The organism is Pseudomonas syringae group sp. 26L6 (assembly GCF_032587815.1).
Classification (GTDB): domain Bacteria; phylum Pseudomonadota; class Gammaproteobacteria; order Pseudomonadales; family Pseudomonadaceae; genus Aquipseudomonas; species Aquipseudomonas amygdali.
Genome location: NZ_JAWHPJ010000011.1, coordinates 261,252 through 287,821, shown reverse-complemented (window position 1 = coordinate 287,821; position 26,570 = coordinate 261,252). Strand labels below are relative to the sequence as shown.

The 26,570-nt window shown below is 58.8% G+C and carries 20 protein-coding genes and 1 pseudogene; 8 read left to right on the top strand and 13 right to left on the bottom strand.

Going from position 1 to position 26,570, the window contains the following annotated elements; all coding sequences use genetic code 11:
- Window positions 1-165 precede the first annotated feature (165 nt).
- From RYA97_RS06230 to RYA97_RS06215, 4 genes are read right to left on the bottom strand one after another with little or no spacing between them, the layout of a single operon-like run.
- Window positions 166-1,323: a betaine/proline/choline family ABC transporter ATP-binding protein gene (locus RYA97_RS06230; protein WP_005745338.1), complete on the bottom strand. Its 1,158-nt coding sequence runs from the start codon at window positions 1,321-1,323 to the stop codon at window positions 166-168.
- A complete protein-coding gene (locus tag RYA97_RS06225; RefSeq protein WP_005745339.1) occupies window positions 1,320-1,973 on the bottom strand; it encodes an ABC transporter permease in 654 nt (217 codons plus the stop codon). Before RYA97_RS06225 ends, RYA97_RS06230 begins: the two co-directional genes overlap by 4 nt.
- A gap of 13 nt (window positions 1,974-1,986) precedes the next feature.
- The gene (locus tag RYA97_RS06220) at window positions 1,987-2,880 is read right to left on the bottom strand and encodes a glycine betaine ABC transporter substrate-binding protein (RefSeq protein ID WP_005745340.1); all 894 of its coding nucleotides are present in this window, start codon (window positions 2,878-2,880) and stop codon (window positions 1,987-1,989) included.
- Between the two features lie 14 nt (window positions 2,881-2,894).
- Window positions 2,895-3,608: an ABC transporter permease gene (locus RYA97_RS06215; RefSeq protein ID WP_005745342.1), complete on the bottom strand. Its 714-nt coding sequence runs from the start codon at window positions 3,606-3,608 to the stop codon at window positions 2,895-2,897.
- A gap of 344 nt (window positions 3,609-3,952) precedes the next feature.
- On the opposite strand from RYA97_RS06215, the gene RYA97_RS06210 reads away from it, so the two are divergent.
- Window positions 3,953-5,536 (top strand): peptide chain release factor 3, encoded by a 1,584-nt coding sequence (locus tag RYA97_RS06210; RefSeq protein WP_002555213.1) that lies wholly within the window; start codon window positions 3,953-3,955, stop codon window positions 5,534-5,536.
- 256 nt (window positions 5,537-5,792) lie between these two features.
- A complete protein-coding gene (locus RYA97_RS06205) occupies window positions 5,793-6,035 on the top strand; it encodes a hypothetical protein (RefSeq protein WP_002555214.1) in 243 nt (80 codons plus the stop codon).
- A gap of 79 nt (window positions 6,036-6,114) precedes the next feature.
- On the opposite strand, the gene RYA97_RS06200 is transcribed toward RYA97_RS06205, so the two are convergent.
- From RYA97_RS06200 to RYA97_RS06180, 5 genes are all read right to left on the bottom strand, one after another.
- Window positions 6,115-6,732: an FKBP-type peptidyl-prolyl cis-trans isomerase gene (locus RYA97_RS06200; RefSeq protein WP_004655498.1), complete on the bottom strand. Its 618-nt coding sequence runs from the start codon at window positions 6,730-6,732 to the stop codon at window positions 6,115-6,117.
- A gap of 153 nt (window positions 6,733-6,885) precedes the next feature.
- Window positions 6,886-7,194 (bottom strand): DUF6482 family protein, encoded by a 309-nt coding sequence (locus RYA97_RS06195; RefSeq protein WP_005780828.1) that lies wholly within the window; start codon window positions 7,192-7,194, stop codon window positions 6,886-6,888.
- 108 nt (window positions 7,195-7,302) lie between these two features.
- The gene (locus RYA97_RS06190; RefSeq protein WP_003313787.1) at window positions 7,303-7,791 is read right to left on the bottom strand and encodes a TIGR00645 family protein; all 489 of its coding nucleotides are present in this window, start codon (window positions 7,789-7,791) and stop codon (window positions 7,303-7,305) included.
- A gap of 133 nt (window positions 7,792-7,924) precedes the next feature.
- Window positions 7,925-8,254 carry a hypothetical protein gene (locus RYA97_RS06185; RefSeq protein WP_002555218.1) on the bottom strand — a complete coding sequence of 110 codons (330 nt, stop codon included), beginning with the start codon at window positions 8,252-8,254 and terminating at the stop codon, window positions 7,925-7,927.
- Between the two features lie 185 nt (window positions 8,255-8,439).
- Entirely contained in the window at window positions 8,440-10,875 is a 2,436-nt protein-coding gene (locus RYA97_RS06180; RefSeq protein WP_005733673.1) for a Lon protease family protein, read from the bottom strand.
- A gap of 275 nt (window positions 10,876-11,150) precedes the next feature.
- Between RYA97_RS06180 and RYA97_RS06175 the strand changes: the two genes are divergently transcribed.
- The 4 genes from RYA97_RS06175 (at window position 11,151) to RYA97_RS06160 (ending at window position 14,622) form a co-directional block, all read left to right on the top strand.
- Window positions 11,151-11,639, top strand: coding sequence for a DUF3015 domain-containing protein (locus tag RYA97_RS06175; protein WP_002555221.1), 489 nt, complete (start codon window positions 11,151-11,153; stop codon window positions 11,637-11,639).
- A 72-nt stretch (window positions 11,640-11,711) separates the two neighbouring features.
- Entirely contained in the window at window positions 11,712-13,565 is a 1,854-nt protein-coding gene (locus RYA97_RS06170) for a DUF4105 domain-containing protein (RefSeq protein WP_005745344.1), read from the top strand.
- Window positions 13,566-13,700: 135 nt separating this feature from the next.
- Window positions 13,701-14,054, top strand: coding sequence for a hypothetical protein (locus tag RYA97_RS06165; RefSeq protein ID WP_002555223.1), 354 nt, complete (start codon window positions 13,701-13,703; stop codon window positions 14,052-14,054).
- 70 nt (window positions 14,055-14,124) lie between these two features.
- Window positions 14,125-14,622, top strand: a complete 498-nt coding sequence (locus RYA97_RS06160) for a GreA/GreB family elongation factor (RefSeq protein ID WP_004655509.1) — start codon at window positions 14,125-14,127, stop codon at window positions 14,620-14,622.
- Window positions 14,623-14,688: 66 nt separating this feature from the next.
- Here the strand turns inward: RYA97_RS06160 and ettA are convergent, their stop codons facing one another.
- Window positions 14,689-16,353, bottom strand: coding sequence for an energy-dependent translational throttle protein EttA (gene ettA, locus RYA97_RS06155; protein WP_003368689.1), 1,665 nt, complete (start codon window positions 16,351-16,353; stop codon window positions 14,689-14,691).
- Between the two features lie 1,241 nt (window positions 16,354-17,594).
- On the opposite strand from ettA, the pseudogene RYA97_RS06150 reads away from it, so the two are divergent.
- Window positions 17,595-20,573: pseudogene (locus tag RYA97_RS06150) on the top strand (EAL domain-containing protein); the annotation flags it as partial.
- 282 nt (window positions 20,574-20,855) lie between these two features.
- On the opposite strand, the gene RYA97_RS06145 reads toward RYA97_RS06150, so the two are convergent.
- Window positions 20,856-23,594, bottom strand: a complete 2,739-nt coding sequence (locus tag RYA97_RS06145) for a HopW family type III effector protein (protein WP_316892010.1) — start codon at window positions 23,592-23,594, stop codon at window positions 20,856-20,858.
- A 340-nt stretch (window positions 23,595-23,934) separates the two neighbouring features.
- Between RYA97_RS06145 and glyA the strand changes: the two genes are divergently transcribed.
- Entirely contained in the window at window positions 23,935-25,188 is a 1,254-nt protein-coding gene (gene glyA / locus RYA97_RS06140; RefSeq protein WP_003340745.1) for a serine hydroxymethyltransferase, read from the top strand.
- A 106-nt stretch (window positions 25,189-25,294) separates the two neighbouring features.
- Here glyA and yjiA read toward each other — a convergent pair whose 3' ends face one another.
- Window positions 25,295-26,272: a GTPase gene (yjiA, locus tag RYA97_RS06135; protein ID WP_316892009.1), complete on the bottom strand. Its 978-nt coding sequence runs from the start codon at window positions 26,270-26,272 to the stop codon at window positions 25,295-25,297.
- Window positions 26,273-26,367: 95 nt separating this feature from the next.
- Window positions 26,368-26,565 (bottom strand): YbdD/YjiX family protein, encoded by a 198-nt coding sequence (locus RYA97_RS06130; RefSeq protein ID WP_002555232.1) that lies wholly within the window; start codon window positions 26,563-26,565, stop codon window positions 26,368-26,370.
- Window positions 26,566-26,570: the final 5 nt, after the last annotated feature.

The window sequence follows — 26,570 nt, the reverse complement described above, 5'->3', positions numbered from 1 at the left end:
CTCCATTCATCCGGGATCACTGACGGTAAGGCGTGCCCTTCCAGGTTGAACAAACGGGGAGGCAGGATCAGTAGCAAGAAATTTGATGAAGACGGCCACTGCAACGTGGAGAAACGGATGGCAACGGCTACCGCCAGTCACGAAGACTGGCGGTAATGCCAAAAATCAGGAAGCAACCTGATCCGCAGGCGAAACAATACTGGTCTTCATACCACGCGAACGACCCGAGCTCAGGTAAGCCGCAATGGACTCCTGCGTCACTTCACCCAGGAACACGTTCTCGGCATCCAGCACCGGTAGCCAGGCGCGGTTGAACTCGTACATGCGCGACAGCAGGATGCGCAAGTGCTCGTCGTAAGCGGCGGTTGCGTTGAACTCACGCAGGAACTGCGCGCACGTGCCCTGCTGGCGATGCAGGTCACGGCGACGTACGTAGCCCATTGCCTTGTTCTCGCTGTCGGTGACAACGATGTAGCGACGGTCATTTTCGTCCATCACGTCCAGCGCATCGGCCACCGGGGTTTCCGGGCTGACCGATGGCGCGTTGTCGGCTGCATCTTCGGCCTTGACCAGCAGCAGGCGCTTGAGGGTGCTGTCCTGGCCGACGAAGCTGCTGACGAAGTCGTCCGCCGGATGCGCGAGCAAGGTGTCAGGGTGATCGATCTGCAGCAGTTTGCCGCCACGGAAGATGGCAATCTTGTCGCCCAGCTTGATGGCTTCATCAATGTCGTGGCTGACCATGATCACGGTCTTGTTCAGCGCGCGCTGCATCTCGAAGAACTCGTTCTGGATCATCTCGCGGTTGATCGGGTCGACCGCACCGAACGGTTCGTCCATCAACAGCAAGGGCGCGTCGGCTGCCAGGGCACGGATCACGCCGATACGTTGTTGCTGACCACCTGACAGTTCACGCGGGTAGCGATGCAGGTACTGCTTGGGCTCCAGCTTGATCATGCTCATCAGTTCGCGAGCACGGTCATGGCAACGCTGTTTGTCCCAGCCGAGCAGCTTGGGCACGACCACGATGTTCTCTTCGATGGTCATGTTCGGGAACAGACCGATCTGCTGAATCACATAGCCAATGTTGCGACGCAGGGTCACTTCGTCCAGATCAGTGGTGTCTTCACCATTGATCAGCACTTTGCCGGAGGTCGGCATGATCAGGCGGTTGATCATTTTCAGCGTGGTGCTCTTGCCGCAGCCCGAAGGGCCAAGGAAGACGCAGATTTCGCCTTCGTTGACCGTGAGGCTGACCGAATCGACAGCCTTCACTTCTTTGCCGTTGCTCTGGAAAGTCTTGGAGAGGTTCTGGAGTTCGATCATTTCAGTAATCCTTTTGGAGTCAGCGTGCGTTGCAGCCATTGCAGGAGAAGGTCGGCGATGATGGCCAGAATGCTGACCAGTACCGCGCCGACGATCAGCATCGACATATCGCTGCGGCTGATTGAAGCGAGAATGAGTACACCCAGACCACCGGCACCGATGGTCGCGGCGATGGTCATGACACCAATATTCATCACCACGGCGGTGCGCACACCAGCAAGGATAACGGGTACGGCGATAGGCAGTTCAACCATGCGCAGGCGCTGGCCGAAGGTCATGCCGATGCCTTTGGCGGCCTCGCGAATACCCGGTTCGACGCCAGTCAGCGCCAGGTAGGTGTTACGCATGATCGGCAGCAGCGAATAGAGAAACACTGCGGTAATAGCCGGCATCGGGCCAAGGCCCTGGCCGAATTTGGAGTAGAACGGCAACAGCAGGCCGAACAGGGCAATCGACGGTACAGTCAGCAGCACCGTGGCGCTGGCTTGCAGCGGGCCTGCCAATGCTGGAAAACGCGTCATCAGCACGCCCAGCGGCACGCCGACGAGAATCGCCAGGGTCACGGCGATGCCCACCAGCGTAATGTGCTGCCAGGTCAGTTGCAGAACCTGTGCCCAGTCCAGATGGGAGAAGGCGCTCAAGAAACTCATATCGTCTCCTTCCTTAATTCAATGGGTGCTGGCGCAGAAAGTCTGCAGCAACCGTGGAGGGGCTTTCATGGCCGACGTCGACGCGAGCGTTGAGGTCGATCATGGTCTGGTTGTCCAGCAGGTCAGCCAGCGGCTTGAGCAGCGTGGCGATGTCCGGATGCTTGTCCAGATATTCCTGACGGATCACCGGCGCTGCGGTGTAGTCAGGGAAGTAGTGCTTGTCGTCTTCCAGCACTTTCAGTTTGAACGCATTGAGACGTCCGTCGGTGGTGTACACCAGACCGGCGAAAACCTGACCGTTGCGCAACGCGGTGTAGACCAGCCCGGCGTCCATCTGCCGGGTGTTTTCACGACCGAGATTCATGTCGTAGTGCTTGACCATACCGATCAGGCCGTCGGAACGGTTGGCAAACTCGGTGTCCAGCGCTACGACATGACCCTCTTTGGCTTCGTCCTTGAGCACTTTGGTCAGGTCGGTCATGGTGTTGACCTGCGGGTACTTGTCAGCCACTTTTTGCGGCAGTGCCAACGCGTAGGTGTTGTTGAATTTCGACGGCGAAAGCCAGACCAGGCCTTTCTTGGCATCGACTTCCTTCACTCGCGCGTAAGTCTGTGCGCTGTCGAGTTTTTCATCGATGTGGTTGTAGGCAACCAGCGATACACCGGTGTATTCCCAGAGCAGATCCAACTGACCGCTTTCCTGTGCGCTACGCGCCAGGTTGCTGCCAAGACCGCCGGTAATCTGCACATCGTAGTTCTTGGTTCGCAGGTATTGCGCAGTCAGCTCGGCAAGCATGGTCTGTTCAGTGAACACCCGTGCGCCGACCCGTAGAAGGGGTTTATCCGCCGCTTGGGCAAATGCCGGAAACAGCAAGGCCAAACCTAAAAACAAACATATTCTTTTCATGATAATTCCTTCGCTCAGCGAGCCAGACCGCGTTCCAGCCAGAGACGACTGGCCAGTACCACCAGCCCGTCAAGCAGCAGCGCCAGCAGAGCGGTACACGCCGCACCCAGCACCAATTGCGGCTGGTTGTTCAAGGCGATGCCGGGGAAAATCAGGCTGCCCAGGCTATTGGCACCGATGAGAAACGCCAGCGGCGCGGTCCCGACATTGATCGCCAGCGCGACACGCACACCACCGATGATGATCGGCACGGCGTTAGGCAACTCGACACGCCACAACACCTGACGCGGCGTCATGCCGATACCGACAGCGGCTTCCTTGAGTGAACCCTGAACGTTTTTCAGGCCTTCATAGGTGTTGCGCACGATGGGCAGCAAAGAGGCGAGGAACAGCGCGAAGATCGCAGGCCCGCTGCCGATCCCGAGTATCCCGAGGGCAATGGCCAGAACGGCGAGAGGAGGAACGGTGTTGCCAATGTTGAATATCTGCATGAAACGTTCGGCGCGGCCAACCATGCTCGGGCGGCTTAGGGCGATGCCTGCGGGGATACCGACCACCAGGGCCGCCAACATTGAAACCAGAACCAGAATCAGGTGAGCCTGAAGGTAGAACAGCAGGTCATCCTGGTATTGCTTGATAGTACTGATGCCGATCCAGTGGATCAGCAGGGCCAGGAGTGCGATCACAACCGCACCTCCCAATAGCCCCTTGCCATAGCGATTAGCCACAGGCGGACTCCTTATTTCAGTCGGCGAACGCGTTGACCAGGGCGTCCGCAAAGGACACCGGCAATAACGTTCGCGAAGAGCAGCGGGTGGGTCGCCGGTAAGGGTTTAACCTCGGCGAAAACACAAGCCATAAGCGCAGCTTCGTCAAGCCAACATGCTGATGAATCAGCCCCTTGCGTTGGCTTCGTTGCGAGCCTTGACGGGGGAGTGGACGTCTCCACGACCTGAAAGGTTCCCACACGAGACATTATCTGGCCATCGTTTATTGTCTGAACGGTTCGGTTATTGCCGCGAGTTGAGCTATAATCTGCGCCCTTTTTCAATACCGTCTCAGGCGATTTCCCATGACCCAACAGGCCGCCGAAGTCGCGAAACGCCGCACTTTCGCCATTATTTCCCACCCGGATGCGGGTAAAACCACCATCACGGAAAAACTCCTGCTGATGGGCAAGGCCATTTCTATCGCCGGTACGGTCAAGTCGCGTAAATCCGACCGTCATGCCACATCCGACTGGATGGAAATGGAGAAACAACGCGGTATCTCCATCACCACATCCGTGATGCAGTTTCCGTATCGCGAGCACATGATCAACCTGCTCGACACGCCGGGTCACGAAGACTTCTCCGAAGACACCTATCGCACCCTGACGGCAGTCGACTCCGCGCTGATGGTCCTCGACGGCGGTAAAGGCGTCGAGCCACGCACCATTGCGCTGATGGATGTCTGCCGCCTGCGCGACACGCCTATCGTCAGTTTCATCAACAAGCTCGACCGCGACATCCGCGACCCTATCGAGCTGCTTGATGAAATCGAAGCCGTCCTCAAGATCAAGGCTGCGCCGATCACCTGGCCGATTGGTTGCTACCGCGACTTCAAAGGTGTCTATCACCTGGCCGACGACTACATCATTGTCTACACCGCAGGTCATGGCCACGAGCGTACGGAAACCAAAATCATCGAGAAACTCGATTCGGACGAAGCCCGCGCCCATCTGGGTGACGAGTACGACCGCTTTGTCGAGCAACTGGAACTGGTGCAGGGTGCCTGCCACGAGTTCAACCAGCAGGAATTCATCGACGGCCAATTGACCCCGGTGTTTTTCGGCACCGCGCTGGGCAACTTCGGCGTCGACCATGTACTCGATGCCGTGGTGAACTGGGCTCCCAAGCCACTGGCACGCGTGGCCAACGAGCGCACCGTCGAACCGGCCGAAGAGAAATTCAGCGGTTTCGTGTTCAAGATCCAGGCGAACATGGACCCCAAGCACCGCGACCGCATCGCGTTCATGCGTATCTGCTCCGGCCGTTACGACAAGGGCATGAAAATGCGCCACGTGCGCTTGGGCAAGGACGTGCGGATCGGTGATGCGCTGACGTTCTTCTCTTCCGAGCGCGAGCAACTGGAAGAAGCCTACGCCGGTGACATCATCGGTTTGCACAACCACGGCACCATCCAGATCGGCGACACCTTCACCGAAGGCGAAGCGCTGGGCTTCACCGGTATTCCGCACTTCGCACCGGAGCTGTTCCGCCGCGTGCGCCTGAAGGACCCGCTCAAATCCAAGCAACTGCGTCAGGGCCTTCAGCAGCTGGCCGAAGAAGGCGCCACACAGGTGTTCTTTCCGCAGCGCAGCAACGACATCATCCTCGGCGCCGTCGGGGTGCTGCAGTTCGATGTGGTCGCCAGCCGTCTGAAGGAAGAATACAAGGTCGAGTGCGCCTACGAGCCAATCACCGTCTGGTCAGCCCGCTGGATCGACTGCGCCGACAAGAAGAAGCTTGAAGAGTTTGAGAACAAGGCTGTGGAAAACCTGGCAGTGGACGGCGGCGGTCACCTGACCTACCTCGCCCCTACCCGCGTGAACCTGGCACTGATGGAAGAACGCTGGCCCGACGTGAAATTCCGCGCCACCCGCGAGCACCACTGATAATCCAGACTATCGTGCGACGCAGAGCGTCGGGAACGGCATTCCCACGCTGGAGCGTGAGGAACGATAAGCTCAATGGCGACTATCGTGCGACGCTCTGCGTCGCATGCCGTTCTGGACGCTCTGCGTCCAACCCTTCCTGAACATCCACTGACCTGGATCAACCATTCAGCGCAAAATGAGAATTAATCTCAATAGTGCCTTGCTATTATCCCGATAAGAATTATTCTCATCTTACTTGCACAGGAGATGAGACATGACCTATTTGATCGATGCATGGCTGGACCGGCCCCACCCTTACCTGAGAATTCTTCATCGCGAGACGGGCGAAGTGTGTGCGGTGCTGGAAGAGGAAGCGCTGGAGGAGTTACGTGATCAGGGCGATCTGGATGTGTGCAGCTTGAGTTCCAGCGAACCATTGGTGCTCAAGGAGCTGGTGAGAAACCTGTTTCTGTTCTGCTATGCGCGGGCGTTACGCCCGATGGGTGAGTTGCACTGAGCATGGAGCATCAGCACAACCCCGCCGCTGAACGAATCAGCGCGATTCGTTCAGCGACCCTCTGGATCGACCGGGTCGATTACAGAACGTCGAGCAGTTCCACGTCGAACACCAGCACGCTGTGCGGTGCGATGCTGCCCACGCCCTGAGCGCCGTAAGCCAGCTCGCTCGGTACGTGCAGACGCCATTTGCTGCCAGCGTTCATCAGTTGCAGCGCCTCGGTCCAGCCAGCAATCACGCCGCTGACCGGAAATTCCGCAGGCTCGCCACGATCATAGGAGCTGTCAAAGACGTTACCGTCGATCAGCGTACCGTGATAGTGCACGCGCACCTGATCTTCACGGGTTGGCTTGGCGCCAGCGCCAGCGGTCAGCACTTCGAATTGCAGACCCGAGGCCAGCGTGGTCACGCCTTCGCGCTTGGCATTTTCAGCCAGGTAAGCCTTGCCGGCACCCGCAGCCTGTTCAGCCTTGGCGGCCGCTTCGGCCTGCATGATTTCACGGATGACCTTGAAGCTGGCGGACATTTCTTCCTGACCCACACGGCTTGGCTGACCGCCAAATGCATCACGCAGGCCTGCCACGATGGCTTCCAGGTCGACACCCGGTGGCGGGTTGTCGCGCAACTGGTCGCCCAACTGACGGCCAATGCCGTAGCTGACGCGGGTTTCATCGGTGGACAGATTGACTTCGGACATGACACTGCTCCGCAGAGGGGCACGCAGTCGGTAATCACGCAATACCTGAACGGCAATCACGCTATACCCTGATGCGCCCCGAACCAAAAGGGCGAGCAGCCTAGCACAATTGCCGCTACAGCCCCTACCGCAGCAGCAATACGCGGCTGGCGATCAGGACCAGGAGGAATGAAACGAGATCGGCATGCGCATCTCGGAACGGTCATTGACCGGCATGCCGCACAGCTCGTCATGCACCACACAATGGACCAGGTAAAAAGGCACCACCGGTATGTCCTTGAGCAAATCCCGCGCATGCTCCACCGAGCGAAGATGCAGGGTCTTGCCTGCCGGGTCCTTGAGCATCACCGAAGTGCCATTCATGCGCACATCCAGCAGATAGATGCCGCCTTCGATGGAGATCAGGTTCAGCTCATCGACCCGCCCGGCCTGGGCGTGTTCGATAAATTCCTGATAATTCATGATCGAACCTCCTGCGCAAATGCCTGATGCATCGGAACGGACGTTTTACAACACACAGCGCCGACATGCCAGAAACGATAACGCCCGCCCCTTTCATCGCGCGTCGCCTTAGTGCTTGGTGACCTTGTCCAGATAGCCCATCGCAAACGCGGATATCACGAAGGTCATGTGGATAATCACGTACCACATCAGGTATTCAGGCTTGATGTTGGTGGCATCCATGAACACCCGCAGCAGGTGTATGGAGGAGATTGCCACGATGGAGGCCGCCACTTTCATCTTCAGCGAAGACGAATCCATGGTGCCCAGCCAGTTGAGCTTTTCCTTGTCCTCATCGATGTCCAGCTGCGATACGAAGTTCTCATAGCCGGAAATCATCACCATCACCAGCAAACCACCCACCAGCGCCATGTCGATCAGCGACAGCAGCACCAGAATCAGATCAGCTTCGGCCAGCGAGAAAATGTTGGGGATGACGTGAAAGATTTCCTGGAAGAATTTCAGACACAACGCCAGCAGCCCAAGGGAAAGACCGAAATAGATCGGCGCCAGCAGCCAGCGCGATGCGTACATGGCATTTTCAAAAAAACGTTCCATTGATACTCGCAAGGTGTTTTGGAGGAGCGGGCGAGTATATCAGCGGTAACGCGCTGCTCTGGAGATGCGACAAAATATCGCACAGCGCGCATATATGCACTGTCAGGAGACCGGCATGCATAGCGCAGACTGGCTAGAAAAGCGATGAGCGCTCACACACCATCATGCCACTGTTGATACGTCGCAGTTCAGCTTGAATATGCAAGGTCCATATCGGTACATCATCGGCGCATTGATAACCATGCAGCGACAGGCTCTCGATAATGCTCGTCAATACCGCCTGCGCCGCTGGCAGGCCGTTGAATGGTCCTTGGGATTTGATCGCGGAGGGCTGTTCTTCAGCCATGCCGGCTGCGAAGAGCACCATCCATTGTCCACCATCGTGGGGAAGAGGCCGAATGACACATTCGATGCGGGTCATCAGCCCCATGCATTCTCGGGTAAGGCAAAGACTACGCTGCATGATGCGCTCCTGATCAGCAACAGTATTCATCCGTCTGGCAAAGCAGGATGTGCGCCAATCCGATTGGCCACTGCGGTCATGATCAAGATTAGAAGAAAACCGTCCCGCAGGAAATATCCCTGATGAACGGATCGCTGGTGAACGCAATACCGGACGGTTTCAGCACCGCCCGGCTAGCGCCGTTGTCAGACCTTCAGTTCAGGTTGTAACTGGGCTGGCTCCTTCTCCAGCTCTTCCTTGAGGTCTTCGTCGCTGAGCATTTCCGCGATGTCGCGCAAGCGCTCGACCACACGTGCATTCACGCTGCCTTCCGGAAACTCGCCATTCTCGTCAGGCGCACCGGCAGGCTCGCCGACCAGCAGGCTCAAGGCCTCATCGGCCTGACGTACCGCATAGATATGGAATTGCCCGTCACGCACGGCCTGTACCACACGCTCATCCAGCATCAGCGTGGTGACGTTGGCGTGCGGAATGATAGCGCCCTGCTCGCCCGTCAGCCCGCGAGCCTCACAAAGACGGAAGAAGCCTTCGATTTTCTCGTTGACCCCGCCCACCGCCTGCACTTCGCCGAACTGGTTGATGGAACCGGTGATTGCGAAGCACTGCTTGAGCGGTGTGCGCGATAACGCTGAAATCAGCGTACAGGCCTCGCCCAGCGACGCACTGTCGCCGTCCACGTAACCGTAGGATTGCTCAAGCGCAATACTGGCTGATATCGCCAGCGGGAATTCCTGAGCGTAACGGCTACCCAGGTAGCCGGTGAGAATCATCACGCCCTTGGAGTGGATCGGCTGGCCAAGATTGACCTCGCGCTCGATGTCGACAATCCCGCTGCCACCCGGATAGACCGTGGCGGAAATACGCGCCGGCACGCCAAACGCCGAATCACCGACCTCCAGAACCGTCAGGCCATTGCATTTGCCGACCGCGGCACCGTCAGTGTCGATGAGGATCACACCCGCCATCATGTCATCGAGAATCCGCGCGGAAACCCGCCCGGTGCGCGTGGCCTTGGCCTTCAGCGCACGCTCGATATGCCCGGCGTCGGTCTTGTCGTCACTGGCCAGCTGGCGGATGAAGTCTGCCTCGCTGACCAACTGGAACAGATCGCCGATACGCGCCGACAAACGCCCCTGGTGTTCAGCCAGTCGAGCGCTGTAGGTTGCCAGTCGCGCCACCGCATCGGCGGTCAAAGGTGCCATGCCCTCTTCTGACGTTCGGGTTTTCAGCAACTGAGCGAATTGCTCGAGCGTTTCATCGACCATCGGAATTTCTTCGTCGAAATCGACCAGTACCCGAAACATCTCCTGAAAGTCAGGATCGAGGTCTTGCAGGGTGTAATACAGCGAGCGCGAACCAATGATGATGATCTTGACGTTCCACGGAATAACCTGCGGCGTCAGGCTCACGGTTGCCACGCGGCCCAGCTCGCCCAGCGGTGATTCCATCTTCAGCTTGCGCGACTGCAGGGTGCGCTTCAGCGCGTCCCAGACGAACGGCTCGCCGAGCATTTTTTCGGCTTCCAGAATCAGAAAGCCCCCATTGGCGCGATGCAGCGCACCGGGCCGCAACTGGCGATACGTGGTGTACAGCGCACCCTGATCAGTGCTGTATTCGATACGCCCGAACAGGTTGTCATACGTAGGATGCTGCTCGAAAACCACCGGTGCGCCGCCGTCACGGGTATTGCCGACCACCAGGCTCGGGCTGTACTGCTCTTCCAGTAACTTGCGTGCCTGAGCGTCGGTCTTGGCATCGTCGACCAGTTGCTCGACCAAGGTCTTGAGCAGGTATACCTGCATCGCTTGCAGGTACGCACAGACCGCAGCGTTCTCGGCGTATTTTTCCGAGAGCGGCGCCAACAAAGGCTGCAAGGTCAGCGTGATGGTTTCTTCGTTCAACTGACGAAGCTGGTTGTTCGACTCACGCTTCCACTGCGGCAGGCTGGCCAGCTCTTCGTTGAGGCGCTCCTCAAGGGCGGAGATATCTTCGTGAAAACGCTCGCGATCAGCCTCGGGCAACTGCGAAAACTCGGCCTCGTCCAGCGCCTTGCCATCGGCCATCGGCGTGAAGGCGATGTTGGAGCTGTCGCGATACAGCGCGATGTCCTTTTCCAGCGACAGGCGCTCGATCACATCCAGTGCGCGGTCGTAGCGCTGATTGAACGCACGGTCGATCGAGCTTTTCTTCTGCTGATAGGACGGGTGCTCGAAAACCGCCGGAAAGGTCACCAACAGGTTATCGATCAGGCCACCGATGTCGGCCGTGAATTCATGCGCAGTGCCCGGTGGCAGTTCCAGCGCCTTGGGCTCGCGGGGCTCATCGAAATTATTGACGTAAACCCAGTCCGAAGGCGTCTTCATCCGCTTGCCTTCGGCCTTGAGGTAGCGTTTGACGAACGAAAAGCGGCCAGTGCCGGGTTCACCCATGACAAATACGTTGTAACCGGGGCGCGGCATGGCAACGCCGAACTGCAAGGCCTCTACGGCACGCTCCTGGCCTAGTACACCGCGAAAGGGTTCAAGCTCGTTAGTGGTCGCAAAGCTGAACTGCTCAGCGGAAAACGGACGGGTCAGCGCATGTGGCGCCAGGCGTAGGTTGGCTGCGACAGAATCGGGCATCAGTAATCCTTACATCAGGCGGGGCAGATGTCGGCATTCTGGCGCTCGCCGTACAAGACTTGCAAGGCAGGAAAAACCGAAAGGCACTTACAGCCTTAAAGCCGTAGGCCGCTGCCCGGAAAATTTCTATTTTCGGCAATAATCTGTAATAGCTCACGGAACCCTTGGAACCCGCCTAAGCTCCAAACTGCACAGGTGGTTGCTGGTTGGCCGTCTGTCTTGATGTGACTACTCAAGAAACTCGACCCTTGGCTGAACTAAAAAGAGAAAAAGCTATGAAACGGATTCTTCTTGGAACGCTCTTCGCCGCTGTATCCATCAACGCTATGGCTCAAGCGCCAGGCGGTCCGGACTGCGGCTGGGGCAACATGCTGTTTGAAGGTCAACGCGGCACTCCAGCTCACTTCCTGGCCTCAACCACCAACGGCACCTCGGGTAACGCCACCTTCGGCATGACCTCCGGTACCAACGGCTGCTCGACCAATGGCGCACTGACTTACGGCGGTAAATCCTGGCTTGCCATGAACGGCATGATGGATGAACTTTCCAAGGACATGGCGATGGGTCAGGGCGAAGCACTGACTACCTACGCTGTGGTATTGGGCGTTGCACCAGAAGATCGTGAGCACTTCGCTGCGGTCACTCACGAGCACTTCTCGCAAATTTTCAGCAAGGCCGACGCCACCGCTGAAGACGTTCACACCAACACCGTCAACGTTCTGAAAAACGATCCGACTCTGGCCAAGTACGCTACCCAGGCTTAAAGTCGTTCGCCCGCCTTTTCATCGCAAAAGGCGGGATCACCTTTCCTGACTTCTCTTGACTAGTTGCCCTCTATGCTCAAACGTCTTGTCTCGCTGGCGCTGTTTGTCTGTGCCCCCTTGTCTGCGGCACCTCATGCTACCGCTGACCGTTTGCAGCAATTGGCCAATGAGCCGTTCTGGATTTCACTGGGTCACTACGAGGCAGGCAAGCTCGGCGGTTGGCGCAGCTATGTGACAGACCCGAAATTCTTTCTCGCTGCGGACGGTGCACACGACCCGAAGGCGGAATTGAGCGCGACACTTGACGCCATATACGCCCCCGTAACCAACGAACAGACCCACGCCCAGTGTGTATACCCGGCACGCACCCGCTGGCTGCGCGACCAGTTGCAACTGACTGACCTGCCGACGCCGGACTGCAAGGAGTTCAAGGCCTGGTACAAGGATGTGGCACCGGACAGCACCGTACTGATTTTTCCGGCCGCGTACCTCAACAGCCCCTCGTCGATGTTTGGCCACACGTTACTGCGCATCGATCCGGCCAGCGCAAAAACCAACAACACCACATTACTCAGCTATGCGATCAACTTCGGCGCGTACATCGAAGGCATGGACAACAGCATTCTGTATGCCTGGAAAGGCTTGGCTGGCGGCTATCCGGGCTTGTTCGCACTGGTGCCCTATCAGGAAAAGCTCTCGGAATACCGCAGCCTGGAAAACCGTGACCTGTGGGAATACCGTCTGAACCTTACCCCGGAAGAAACCGGGCGCATGGTTGAACATGTCTGGGAATTGAAACAGATTCGCTTCAGCTATTTCTTCTTCGACGAAAACTGCTCGTACCGTCTGCTGGAATTGCTGCAGGTCGCACGACCCGGGCTGAATCTCACCGAGCAATTCGGGCTGACTGCGATCCCGACCGATACGGTCAAGGCGATCAAAGCCGCAGGGCTTGTGGAAAAGATCGACTATCGCCCTTCTCGCGAGCGGGAATTGCTGAGCCGCGCCGAGCCCCTTGATGCCGACGAACAACAGTGGGTGCTGAAAGTCAGCGCCGATCAAAAACAACTGCAAAACAGCGAGTACCTCGCCCAGCCGAAAGAGAGACGCGCGTTGATTCAGGACGCGGCCTACCGTCTGGAGCGCTACCGCGCCAACGGGCTTGAACGCGACACGCAGCGCTCGCAACGCAGTTTCGAGTTGCTGCAGGCGATCAATCAGAACCCGCCGCCACAGCTGGATATCCCGCGCCCCGGCCTGCCGGAAGAAGGCCACGAATCACGTACCTGGCAACTGGGGGCGGGCACACGCGGTGACAAAGCGTTCGCCGAATATGGCCTGCGCATGGCCTATCACGACCTGAACGACAACGCTTACGGCTTTCCGCTGGGTGCGCAGATCGAGATTCTTCAGCTCAAGGTGCGCCAATACGAAGGTAACGACTGGCAAGTTCAGCAGTTGGACCTGGCCACCATTCGCTCCCTGACCCCGCGTACCGAGCTGCTGAAACCCTGGTCATGGCAAGTCACCGGCGGGCTGGAACGGGTACTCGGTAAACATGGCGATGAAAACCTTGTCAGCCATGTCAACGGTGGTGGCGGCGGTACCTGGCAATTGGGCGACGAAGTGCTGGGCTTTGCGCTGGGCACCGTGCGCGTCGAGCACAACAACGACTTCGCCGAATTCATCTCTCCCGCTGCTGGTTTCAACACTGGCTTACTGTGGCGCAACCCGCTGGGCAACCTGAGCCTGGAAGCCAAGGGCGACTACTTCACCAACGGCGAAGTACGCCGCAGCGTCAGCCTCAATCAGCAGTGGGAGCTGTCGCGCAATCTGGGTTTGCGCCTTAGTGCCCAACGCGAGTTCAGCCAGATGAGCTCGCCGCAGAACGAAGTGATGCTTGAGGTGAAGTGGTATCACTACTGACAGGACAAGTGCAAAAACTGCGGGCGGCGCTGCCTCAAAATAAAGGCACGCTGCCATCACTTATTCCCTACATCGCTTTTACAAATAACTCACAAATTACCTTCTAGACTCCTCTCATAAGTAGAGGGAACCACCATGAAGCGGTATTGGGTGTTGTTGTCGCTGGCCATCGTGCTGGCAGGTTGTCAGTCCACCCGTGACCAGATGTTGGCCGAGGGTTATCCGCCGGGTTTTGCAGACGGTTATCAGGATGGTTGCAGCAGTGGCAGGGACGCAGCAGGTGCCAGCACCGGTCAATTCAGAAAAAACGTGCCCCGCTATCTTAAGGACAAGCTCTACGCCCAAGGCTGGACTGACGGTTTTCGCCAGTGTCAGGCCTCGCAGGATAACCGCGACCGACTCGACCCCGGCCAGGTCTTCAACGATCGTGACCGTGCCTGGGAGCGGGAAAAGACCCGCAGTGCAGCCAAGGCCTATCGCCCAAACTGACGCATGCAGGAAGATCGACGAAACCAATGATGCCCTCTTGTGGCCCAAAGCTCATTAGGGAGGACACCTCATGAGCCGCGCATTTGTAAACGAAGACAACGCTGCCGCCGATGCCGAGCAACCGGTAGAGCGGCTGGTCAGCGCACAGACCAATTACGTCACCGCCGAGGGCCTGAAGTTGCTCAAGAAGCACGTCAGCAGCCTGCAGGCGCAGCACAGTGCGCAAACTGCGTTGGGAGACGCCGCCGATAAACAGCGCCAGGCTGACCTTGAACGCGACCTGCGTTACTACACCCAGCGCCTGCAGAGCGCGCAGGTTGTGACGACGGCCGTGTCGACCGAAAAAGTACAAATTGGCAGTTGGGTCACGTTCGCGGATGAAGAAGACAACCGCCAGCGCGTGCATCTGGTCGGGGAGGATCAGGCGGATGCCGCCAAAGGGCTGATCAACTGGGGCTCGCCGCTGGGACGTGCATTGATCGGTGCGCAGAAAGGCGATGAAGTGGTGTGGGAGCGGCCGGCGGGAAATCAGTCGATTGAAATACTGCTGATCGAGCCGGATGCTTAAAGCGTGCTGATGAACAATAACGGCAGCGCCGTTCCCGATCAGGAACGGCGCGTGCCTAAACGCTGATCAGGCCAGCTTCTTGTGACGCACACGATGCGGCTGGGCAGCGGCTTCGCCCAGACGTTTCTTGCGATCCGCTTCATACTCGGTGTAGTTACCCTCGAAGAAGATCGCTTGCGAATCGTCTTCGTACGCCAGGATATGCGTCGCCACACGGTCAAGGAACCACCGATCGTGGGAGATCACAATGGCGGCGCCCGGGAAGTCCAGCAGCGCTTCCTCCAGCGAACGAAGGGTTTCAACGTCAAGGTCGTTTGACGGTTCGTCGAGCAGCAGCACGTTGCCGCCCTCTTTCAGGGTCAGCGCCAGATGCAGACGGCCACGCTCACCACCAGACAGGTCCTTGACGAACTTCTGCTGATCGCCACCCTTGAAGTTGAAGCGGCCAACGTAGGTGCGCGACGGGATCTCATAGTTGCCGATACGGATCACATCGGAACCGTCGGATACCGCCTGGAATACCGACTTGCTGCCGTCCAGGTCATCGCGGCTCTGGTCCACGCAGGCCAGTTGCACGGTCTCACCGACTTCGATGCTGCCCGAATCCGGCTGTTCCTTGCCCATCAGCATACGGAACAGGGTCGATTTACCGGCACCGTTACCGCCGATCACGCCAACAATGGCGCCTTTAGGCATGGAGAACGACAGGTTGTCGATCAACACGCGGTCGCCGTAGCCCTTGGTAACGTTCTTGAACTCGATAACCTTGTCGCCCAGACGCGGACCGGCCGGGATATAGATCTCGTTGGTCTCGCTGCGCTTCTGGAATTCCTGCGACTGCATTTCTTCGAAGCGTTGCAGACGCGCCTTGGATTTGGACTGACGCGCCTTGGCGCCCTTGCGGACCCATTCCAGCTCGTCTTTCATGGCCTTTTCGTGGGCGGTCTGTTGCTTGGACTCCTGAGCCAGACGGTCGGACTTGGCTTCAAGCCAGCCGGAATAATTACCCTCGTAAGGAATACCCGCACCGCGGTCGAGTTCCAGAATCCAGCCGGCTACGTTATCCAGGAAGTAACGGTCGTGCGTGATCGCAACCACGGTGCCCGGGAAGTCGTGCAGGAAATGCTCCAGCCAGGCGACAGAGTCGGCATCCAGGTGGTTGGTCGGTTCGTCGAGCAGCAGCATGTCCGGTGCAGAGAGCAACAGGCGGCACAGCGCAACACGGCGTTTTTCACCACCTGACAGGACCGAAACCTTCGCATCCCAGGCGGGCAGACGCAGTGCGTCGGCGGCTACTTCCAGCTGGCGTTCCAGGTTATGACCGTCGCTGGCCTGCAGGATCGCTTCAAGCTTGGCCTGCTCGGCTGCCAGCTTATCGAAATCAGCGTCCGGCTCGGCATATTCGGCGTAAACCTGATCAAGACGCGCCTGGGCGTCCTTGATGACGCTGACCGCCTCTTCAACCACTTCACGGACCGTCTTGTTCGGGTCAAGTTGTGGCTCTTGCGGCAGATAACCCACATTAAGCTCGGGCATCGGACGTGCTTCGCCGTCAAACTCGGTGTCGACGCCAGCCATGATTTTCAACAGCGTGGACTTGCCCGAACCGTTGAGACCCAACACGCCGATCTTGGCGCCGGGGAAGAAAGACAGAGAGATGTTTTTCAGGATTTCACGCTTCGGCGGCACAACTTTGCTCAGCCGATGCATGGTGTAGACGTATTGAGCCATGAAATGAAAACCTAGCGTCTGTGATGAGGACCGATTTAGAACGCGAGCTTAAAGCTCCGGCCGGAAAAAAGCTTTTATTTGTCCGCAAGACTTGCCGCGAGACCGTTCCGAGCCTTGAATGAACCCAGGCAGAAACAGATCGGGGCCGTGCTGACACATATAAAGCCTGGTCGATATTGCAAAAAGTGGAGTCACTCATGCAGGAGTCGGTGGATACCACGCGTTGCGCAAAGCTACCCGAATGCAGCGTGCAGGGCAAACGATCCGGCCCAATGGGGCTGGCACTCTGCCACAAGTAAAGGCATGCTAGCCGCCCTCTTTGGGCGACCCGCTCATTTTACATAAAGCATCGCTGCTTCAGTCCAGCAGTCAGGAACAACGATTTGCCCACTTCAACGCCTCTGCCGTCATCCAGTGTCGCTACAGACAGTGCGACCAGGCCTTTGCGCGGCTCAGTGAAAGGTATATTGGCCGCGCTGGTGTTGGTGGTGCTTGCACTGCTGTTCTGGCAATTGATCGAGCAGTTTCATCAGACTCAGGAACGCCAGCGTCAGCGCAGCCTGGAGTACAGCATCCAGCTTTCCGACCGGATGAGTCTGAACATGGCACTCAAGGCGCAAATCGCCATGAACCTGCTGGACGAGGCGCAATCCTCCGGAGACCGGCTGGAGCAGCCGACGGCACTGGCAAGCCTGCGTACTGCCCTGCCCGCGCTGCGCAGCGCCGCGCGGCTAAACCCGACGGGTGACATTGTCGGTGACAGCGCCGAGGCATCCCGCGACGGAGAGTTTCTCCGACAGGCCATGAAAAAGGCCCAAGGCCACCCCTATTTCTACACCGGCACCGAAGACGTTAAACAGATTTATATACTGATTCGCCAAGGCGGTGGCGTTAGCGGCGATTACTGGGCGCTACGCATGGCACCCGACGCCTTGAAGGACCTGGCAAGCCAGCCAGCTCAGGACTTTCAACATATCTGGCGCCTGGAGCAACGCAAGACCCAACGGGTTCTCCTCCGTGAACCGGCACCCTCCAACGAGGCGGACAGCGGTCTTTCCGATACCGTTCTGCTTCAGCCACTGAGTAACAGCGACTGGCAACTGCGAGGCCTGTTCGATGCCTACAAGGCCCGCAGCGAGCTGCTTGCGCCTCTGATCGGCAAGTGTCTGATCGGCCTGCTGCTGTCGATCCTGCCACTGATCGCGCTGATGAGCCTGCGCAAACGCCAGCGCCAGATGCTGCAAAGCCGCCGCCGCTATCGCGATATCTTCGAGGGTGCGGGCGTTGCGATCTGCGTCATGGACATGTCGGGTCTGCAAGAGCAACTGGAAGCACTCGAAGTCAGAACGGACGAAGACTTCGAACTTCTGCTCAAAAGCCAGCCAGCCTCGCTGAAAAGACTGTTGCAGCAGTTGCGAATCAACGAACTCAACGAAGTTGCCCTGGGCCTGCTGGAAATCGAACACAGTGAACAGGCGTGGCAGCCGTTGATCGAGGGCGAATCGCGCTCGCGCCCCGGCATCGGCGTTCAGGTTATTCAGGCTGTTCTCGCCGGGCTGCCCAGGCTGGAACTGGAAATATGCCTGACACGCGCGAGCGGCCAGGACCAGCATCTATGGCTGGTCATGCGCCTGCCCGAGTCACGTAGCGACTTCGATGCCGTTATTCTCAGCATCGGCGATATCACCAGCCGCAAACAGATCGAGCTGTCCTTGCTGGACCGCGAGAGCTTTTGGTCCGACGTGGTGCGAACCGTGCCGGACCACCTGTACGTTCAGGACGTACTCAGCCAGCGAGTGATCTACAGCAACCACCATTTCGGCTACACGCTGGGCTACAGCAAATCCGAGCTGCGCGCCATGGGCGAGTTCTTCTGGGAAATCCTGCTGCACCCTGACGACGCCAGAAGCTATCAGGACATGCGCCTGCGCCAGCGCCATCACGGCCATAACGAGTTATTGCAATGCGTGCTGCGCTTTCGGGATCGCGAGAACAACTGGCGCTGCTTCGATGTGCGCGAACAGGCGCTGGCCTGGGACGCAGAAAACCTGGTCACCCGCATCATCGGCATCGCCAAGGACATTACCGAGCAGGTCGCGTCCAGCCAGTCGCTGCGTGACAGCGAACAGCGTTACCGGATGCTCGCTGAAAGCATCAGCGATGTGATCTTTTCCACGGATGGCCAGTTGGCAGTCAATTACGTCAGCCCCTCGGTGGAACGCGCGCTGGGGTACAGCGCCGAATGGATTCTCCAGAACGGCTGGTCCGCCGTCATTGCCAACCCTCAACAAGTGATCGGTTTCGATGCGCTCATCAGCCGCATCGGCAAGGTGCTGCACAAACCTCAGGAACTCGCCAGATTGCGCGAAGAGGTGACGACCAGAATGTTTCTGTTCGACTGCCTGCGTGCAGACGGTCGCAAGATCCCGGTGGAATTGCGGGTGGTTCTGGTGTGGGACGAAAACGGCAATTTCGAGGGCATCTTCGGGGTCGGCCGGGACATCAGCCAGCAGCGTCGGGCAGAAAAAGACCTGCGCATGGCCGCCACCGTATTTGAACACTCGACATCGGCGATCCTCATTACCGACCCTGCCGGCTATATCGTTCAGGCCAACGAGGCGTTCACCCGCGTCAGCGGCTATGAAGTTGCCCAGGTGCTCGACCAGCTACCGGGCATGCTCACGGTGGAATCGGAACAGGAAAACCACCTGCGCTACATCCTCAAACAATTGAACGGCCAAGGCACCTGGGAAGGTGAAATCAGGCTCAAGCGCCGTAACGGCGAGCACTACCCGGCCTGGGTCGGCATTACCGCAGTGCTCGACGATGAAGGCGATCTGGCGAGTTATGTGTGCTTTTTCAGCGATATCAGCGAGCGCAAGGCCAGTGAAGACCGTATCCACCGTCTGGCCTACTACGACGCCCTGACTCACCTGCCCAATCGCACCCTGTTTCAGGACCGCCTGCATTCGGCGCTGCAACACGCCGAGCGCCAACAGGCCTGGGTGGTGCTGATGTTTCTCGACCTGGACCGCTTCAAACCGATCAATGACTCTCTGGGCCATGCCGCTGGCGACCGGATGCTTCAGGAAATGGCCACGCGGCTACTCGCCTGCGTGTCTTCCGATGACACCGTGGCGCGTATGGGCGGGGATGAGTTCACCCTGTTGCTGCAGCCGGACACCTCGCGCGAAGCCGCACTGACTCGCGCCATTCACGTGGCCGAGCGGATTCTGACCAGTCTGGTAACGCCGTTTGTGCTTGAAGGCCGCGAGTTCTTTGTCACTGCCAGCATCGGCATCGCACTCAGTCCGCAGGACGGCAAGGAACTGAGCCAGTTGATGAAGAACGCCGACACGGCGATGTACCACGCCAAAGAACGTGGCAAGAACAACTTCCAGTTCTATCAGGCGGACATGAACGCGACCGCTCTGGAGCGTCTGGAGCTGGAAAGCGACTTGCGGCATGCCCTGGAACAGCAGGAGTTCACCCTTTATTACCAGCCGCAGTTCAGCGGCGACGGCAAGCGCCTGACGGGTGCGGAAGCCTTGTTGCGCTGGCGCCATCCACGCCGCGGGCTGGTTCCGCCCAACGACTTCATCCCGGTGCTCGAAGAGCTCGGGCTGGTGGTGGAAGTCGGCGACTGGGTGCTCACTGAAGCGTGCCGTCAGCTCAAACAGTGGCATCAGGCGCGGGTTCGCGTTCCGAAAGTGTCGGTCAACATCTCGGCGCGACAGTTCTCGGACGGCCAGCTCGGCAAGCGCATCGCCAACATCCTGGAGCAGACCGGCCTGTCACCTGCCTGCCTGGAGCTGGAACTGACCGAAAGCATCCTGATGCGCGAGGTCAACGAAGCCATGCAGATCCTCGACGGCCTCAAAAACCTTGGCCTGAGTATCGCTGTCGATGACTTCGGCACAGGCTACTCGTCGCTGAATTACCTCAAACAGTTCCCGATCGACGTACTGAAAATCGACCGCACCTTCGTCGACGGCCTTCCGTCGGGCGAACAGGACGCCCAGATCGCTCGCGCTATCATCGCCATGGCCCACAGCCTGAACCTCTCGGTCATCGCCGAAGGCGTAGAAACCCACGAGCAACTGGAGTTTCTTCGCGAACACGACTGCGACGAAGTCCAGGGCTACCTGTTCGGCCGCCCGATGCCAGCAAGCCAGTTCGAAGCGCAATTCAGCAACGATGCGCTGTTCATGCTGGATTGAGGGCGAGCCTTGCGACCCGGCCATCGTCCATTTGAACGATAGCCGAACCCTTGAATATGAGTAGACTTGAGCCACTGCCTCGCACAGCGTCTATGACAGCGAGCGCTCTCCCATAACAAAGAACACAAGGGGGTAGCATGATCAGCGATACAACGTCCCTGGACAGTGTTTCCTGTCAGGTCGTCGAAGCCTTGAACAAGGTGGAAGGGATTATTGGCTGATGGTGGTAAGCCAGGCAAGACCACCGCCTGCGTTGCTGGCGGCGGTCTACCGGCTACAGACTTATGGCTCGCCAGCCGCTTGCGGTGCAGGCGCCGGGTGCGACCAGGTCAGGTACCGGAAGCGGTCGTAGAGACCCGCCACGACCTGCCCGCCTGCAATCCTGCCTGGAATTGCCGTATGCAGGGTGCCGACCGCGCTCCCCAAACGCGAGGTGCTGACGTAATCTCCGGCCCAGGACGCTGCCGCCCTGCCGGCCTGATGCGCCGCCTTGCCTTTGTCAGTCAGGTAGCTCAACCCCTTGCCGGCTGCTGCGCCAGCCACTTCTCCAACCATACCGGGAAGCGTGAGGTTGGCTGCGGTCAGGACCGCAGCACCGGAGGCGTAGCCTTTGATCCCCTTGTCGAGAAAATTCCAGACTTTGTTGACGCCCAGAAACCCCGTCATCACCAGATTCAGACCGACGATTTCCTTGAAGACCTGAACCGCCTTTTGCATATCGACTTCAGGGTTCATGGCCAGTTTGAGCATCTCCGATACGCACCAGACGCCATCCGCCGCGTAATCGGCTTTGCCGACCATGCTTTTCATCAACATCACCAGCGCCGCACCGATACTCGCCGTCAAGGCCACCAGGCCCAGCTTGGTGTAGAAGTCAGGGTCCGCCTTGCGCTCCCCCTCGGCCAGTTGCAGCCCTGCGCGCAGGGCATCGGCGACTTCGAACCTGGCCTGGAACTCGCTGCTTTTGGTACCCAGGTATGTCAGGCTCGAGTTCATGATGTCGGTGATGCTTTTGTCTTGCTTGTACAATTCGGTCGCCACTTTCATCTGCTGGGCAAAATGCTCGCTGACGTCGAAATGCTTGACCACGGCCAGATGGTCTTCCTGCGGGATGCGGGCGTTCCCGGTGTCTTGCCTGGAAAGCTTGCTCTTGGCGAGCTTGAAGGCAGCGACGATCGATTCACGGTTGAATACGCCCAGCGTGGCAGCGCCCGATGCCACGGCCGTTGCGATACCGAAGCCGACCTGCTCCAGCAGGTGTTCGTTCCTGGCAAAGGTGGGCTGCGCCACGATGGCGTTGGCCAGCACGGTGACGAAGTAACGGTTCAGGCCGTGATCGACATTGGTCCGCGCATTGGTCAGCTCGTTCATCATCAGGCCAGCCATGAACACCGCGTTCTTGGTGAAGTGGGCAACCAGCGATGAGCTGTAGGAGTTGTCCTTGCTGACGAACGCCACGGCCAGTGGCAAGGGTGCCAGCGCGAGCAGCATCGCCGGGCTTGCAAGGACGCGACTCTTGAGCGAGGCGCCGTTCTTGAGCGTGCCCAGTTCGGCATTCATGCTTTTGTTGAGGCTGAGCAACTCGTCTTTCACATCAGAGGGCAGCCCCGAGCGGCTCAACACTGCTGGCAACTGTTCGTTGTGAGCGCGCCAGGCGTCGAGTTGCCCCTGAGCATTGGCCTGAACGATTGCGCCCAACATGTCACGCTCGGCTTCGCTCAGCGTAGACGATGGCTTTTCAAGCAGCGTCTGCACAACGTCGGACGTCGTGGTAGCGGCACTTGGCAAATCACCAAGACGGGCCAGTTGCTCCTCGCTCAACACCAGCGAACCGTTGGCCAGCGCCAACCGCAGTTTTTCATCGAAACCCATGCCGCACCTGGCCTCGATGTCTTCTTCAGGGGCGAAGGGCAGCGGGGTATTGCTGACGATATCGCGTTGTTCTTGCGTGAGATGCAGAACATGCTTGTTCAGGAAGGCATGCATCTGATCGGGCGACAGGTGTGGTGCCGGGGTGCGCATCAAAGCCAGCAACGCCTTGTCATCCATCGGCGCGAGCGCCCCGTAGGCATCAAACTTGCGCACCAGATTGCCGCCGGCCTTGAGCAATGCCTGGCGTGTGGTCAGCATGGGCTCCGCAGGCTCGTGGCCAGGTGCAGGTGCTTCACCTGGCTCGATAGAGATTTCCTCCAGCCTCGGCAAAAGATCGTGTTCGCGCAATAGCTGCAGCAGCGCCCCCGCTACTTCCGCCAGCTCGCGCAATTCATTGCGGGCTGGCGCGTCCTGGCAATTTTCGGTCAATGCCTGCAATGCGCCCGGCAACATCTCCAGATCATTGAGCGTGTCGGCATGTGAGCGCAGCAGACTGACGACCGCGTCGGGTTGACGCTGGAGGCTGTCATTCAAATCCGCCGTACGCTGCTTGGCCGTGCGAACGAAATGACTGAAGAGCGTGTAAGACGAAATAACGGGGGGCTCTGCGCCCTGCGTCTCGGGATCCAGATGAGTCAACGTAAGCAGATCCGCAATCGCCCGGGCCAGGGCGGACGGTCGGGCAGTCAAACGAGCGACGGATTGGTGCAGCCGCGCCGTCCTGAGCCCTTCACAGGCCTGCGACAGCGAGTCGTGAGATGCGTGAGCAGCCGGCATATCGGCCAGCCGGTGAGTACAACGGTCAAGCAGTTCTCTCAGCGCCGGCACCTGATCCTCGCTTGCCAGTTGATGCCAGCCCTGCTCGGTCGTGCCAACCTCGGCGAGGCTCTGACAGAGTTGAGCAACGGTGTGCCAGGACGGATGCTGTTTATCCAGCTCACGCTGAAGAGCAGACAACAGACGCGCAGAGTCCTGCGCTGGCGCAGCCGAGGTGCGACCAAATGCCACGGCCAGCTCGCCGGAGGCAAAAAACGCTACGGTACGAGCCTGCTGCGGAGTTGGCTCACTAACGCCGGTTGCATCGCCGGACGCAGGAGCAACCTCCGGCAATGAGGAATGAGAGGAGCGCGTGATCTGAGAGGGCATCATGACGTTTTTACCTACTGTCGGTGGATATGGGCAACAGACCGACTGAGTGTCGTCCGGCCCGGAACGGTTCCGGCAGTTGAAGGTAAATAGATGCGTGATCGCTGAAAATTCGAGTGGATGTGCCCGGTTCACGCCGCCGATGACTAAATCGATCTCGACCCTCTCATGTGGGCGAGCCCCCCAGAACGAGCCTTGCGCCTGCGGCACGTCCATGATTTCAGGCCTTGTCGAAACCCGCGTGAACGGCGTCACTGGTCAAGATGACTGCCTTTCATATGCCAGATAAAACCCGATGGGGTAGAATACCCGCCTTTTCCGCCATGCCCCCTTGAGGACTGCCATGTTCAGCCGTGATTTGACTATCGCCAAGTACGACGCCGATCTGTTTGCCGCCATGGAGCAAGAAGCTCTGCGTCAGGAAGAACACATCGAGCTGATTGCCTCGGAAAACTACACCAGTCCGGCCGTCATGGAAGCTCAGGGCTCGGCCCTGACCAACAAGTACGCCGAAGGCTATCCAGGCAAGCGCTACTACGGTGGTTGCGAGTACGTCGACGTTATCGAACAACTGGCCATCGACCGCGCCAAGGAGCTGTTCGGCGCTGATTACGCCAACGTCCAGCCACATGCGGGTTCGCAAGCCAACTCGGCGGTCTACCTGGCCCTGCTGCAAGGCGGCGACACCATTCTGGGCATGAGCCTGGCTCACGGTGGTCACCTGACCCACGGCGCCAGCGTTTCGTCCTCGGGCAAGCTGTACAACGCCGTTCAGTACGGTATCGATGCCAACGGCATGATCGACTACGACGAAGTCGAGCGCCTGGCTGTCGAGCACAAGCCAAAAATGATCGTCGCCGGTTTCTCTGCCTACTCGCAGATCCTCGACTTCCCGCGCTTCCGTGCAATCGCTGACAAGGTCGGTGCCTACCTGTTCGTCGACATGGCTCACGTAGCCGGTCTGGTCGCCGCAGGCGTCTACCCGAACCCGGTGCCATTCGCCGACGTCGTGACCACCACCACACACAAGACCCTGCGCGGTCCACGTGGCGGCCTGATCCTGGCGCGCGCCAACGCCGAAATCGAGAAGAAGCTGAACTCCGCGGTATTCCCTGGCTCCCAGGGCGGTCCGCTGGAGCACGTCATCGCAGCCAAGGCCGTGTGCTTCAAGGAAGCGCTGCAGCCTGAGTTCAAGACCTACCAGCAACAAGTGGTCAAGAACGCCAAGGCAATGGCCGGTGTGTTCATCGAGCGCGGCTTCGACGTGGTTTCCGGTGGTACTGAAAACCACCTGTTCCTGCTGTCGCTGATCAAGCAGGACATCTCCGGTAAAGACGCCGACGCCGCCCTGGGTCGCGCCTTCATCACCGTCAACAAGAACTCCGTACCGAACGACCCACGCTCCCCGTTCGTCACCTCCGGCCTGCGCTTCGGCACCCCGGCAGTGACCACTCGCGGCTTCAAGGAAGCTGAGTGCAAGGAACTCGCGGGCTGGATCTGCGACATCCTGGCTGACCTGAACAACGAAGCCGTGATCGACGCCGTTCGCGAGAAGGTCAAGGCCATCTGCGCGAAACTGCCGGTTTACGGCGCTTGATAAGCCTGGTTTAAACGCAGTACCAAAAAGCCCCGGCTCGTGAGAGCCGGGGCTTTTTGTTGGGCAGATCACTCTATGGGCAGAAGCTCAGCCGCTGCCTGACCTCTCAGCCGCATACCCTCTCGAACCCCGCCCGGATCTTCTCCTCCGGCAATTCATCGGCAATGAACACGATCACGCTCTCGCGTTTTTCGCCTTCGGCCCACTCGGTGTCCCAGTCAAAGCCGTACAGCTTGAGCACGCCCTGAAACACCATCTTGCGCGGTTCGTCTTCGATGTTGAGCACGCCCTTGTAGCGCAGCAGTTGCTTGCCGTGGTCTTCCAGCAGTTCGTTCATGAACTCGCTGAGGCGGTCCAGGTTTAGCGGTTTTTCGCTGCGCAGGACGAGGCTGGTGATGCGGTCGCCTGAATTGCCGACCGGGGCCAGTGGGCGCAGGATCATGCCGCCGCCGAGATCGGCGTTGAGGTTGAAGCCGCGCACGTCGAGCAGTTCGGCAAGGTCGATGTTGCCATGTTCGACGATGCGGATCGGGGCGCGGCGGTTGATGCGGGTCAGGCGTGCGCTGAGGGCATCGAAGGTTGCGTCGTCGACCAGATCACGCTTGCTCACCAGCAATCGGTCGGCAAAGCCGATTTGCGCCTGGGCGATGGTTTGCGCCAGGTGGGTATCGGCGTGTGTAGCATCGACCAGAGTGATGATGCCGTCGAGGATATAGCGCTCGCGCAGCTCTTCATCGATGAAAAAGGTCTGGGCGACCGGCGCAGGATCGGCCAGGCCGGTGCATTCGATCACCAGTCGGTCGAAAGCGATTTCGCCACTGTCCAGGCGCTCCAGCAACAGGTAGAGCGCCTTGGTCAGGTCGGTGTGGATGGTGCAGCACACGCAGCCATTGGACAGGGTCATGATCTGTACGGGATCAGTGCCGAGCAACTGGCTGTCGATACCTGCATCGCTGAATTCGTTTTCAATCACGGCGATTTTCAGGCCGTGCTCGGCCTTGAGCAGGTGGCGCAGCAAAGTGGTTTTGCCTGCCCCCAGAAAACCGGTCAGCACGGTCACGGGGATGGGTTGCAACTCAGTCATAAGGCTCCTGGCGTGATGCATTCAGCTGAAATGAAAACGCGCCACAGGTGATGGCCTGCGGCGCGTCGGATCAAACAATAACGCAGTTCAGAGGATCAGCAGCACTTAGGACCGCCCTTGCCGCCGTAACGTGCCTCTTGCCGCTCCCGGAAGAACTGCTCGTAGGTCATCATCGGCTTGTCCGGGTGGGTGTTCTGCATGTGCTCTACGTACGTGTCGTAGTCAGGCATGCCCACCATCAGACGCGCGGCCTGACCGAGGTATTTCCCGAGGCGACTCAGGTCATTGAACATGGTCA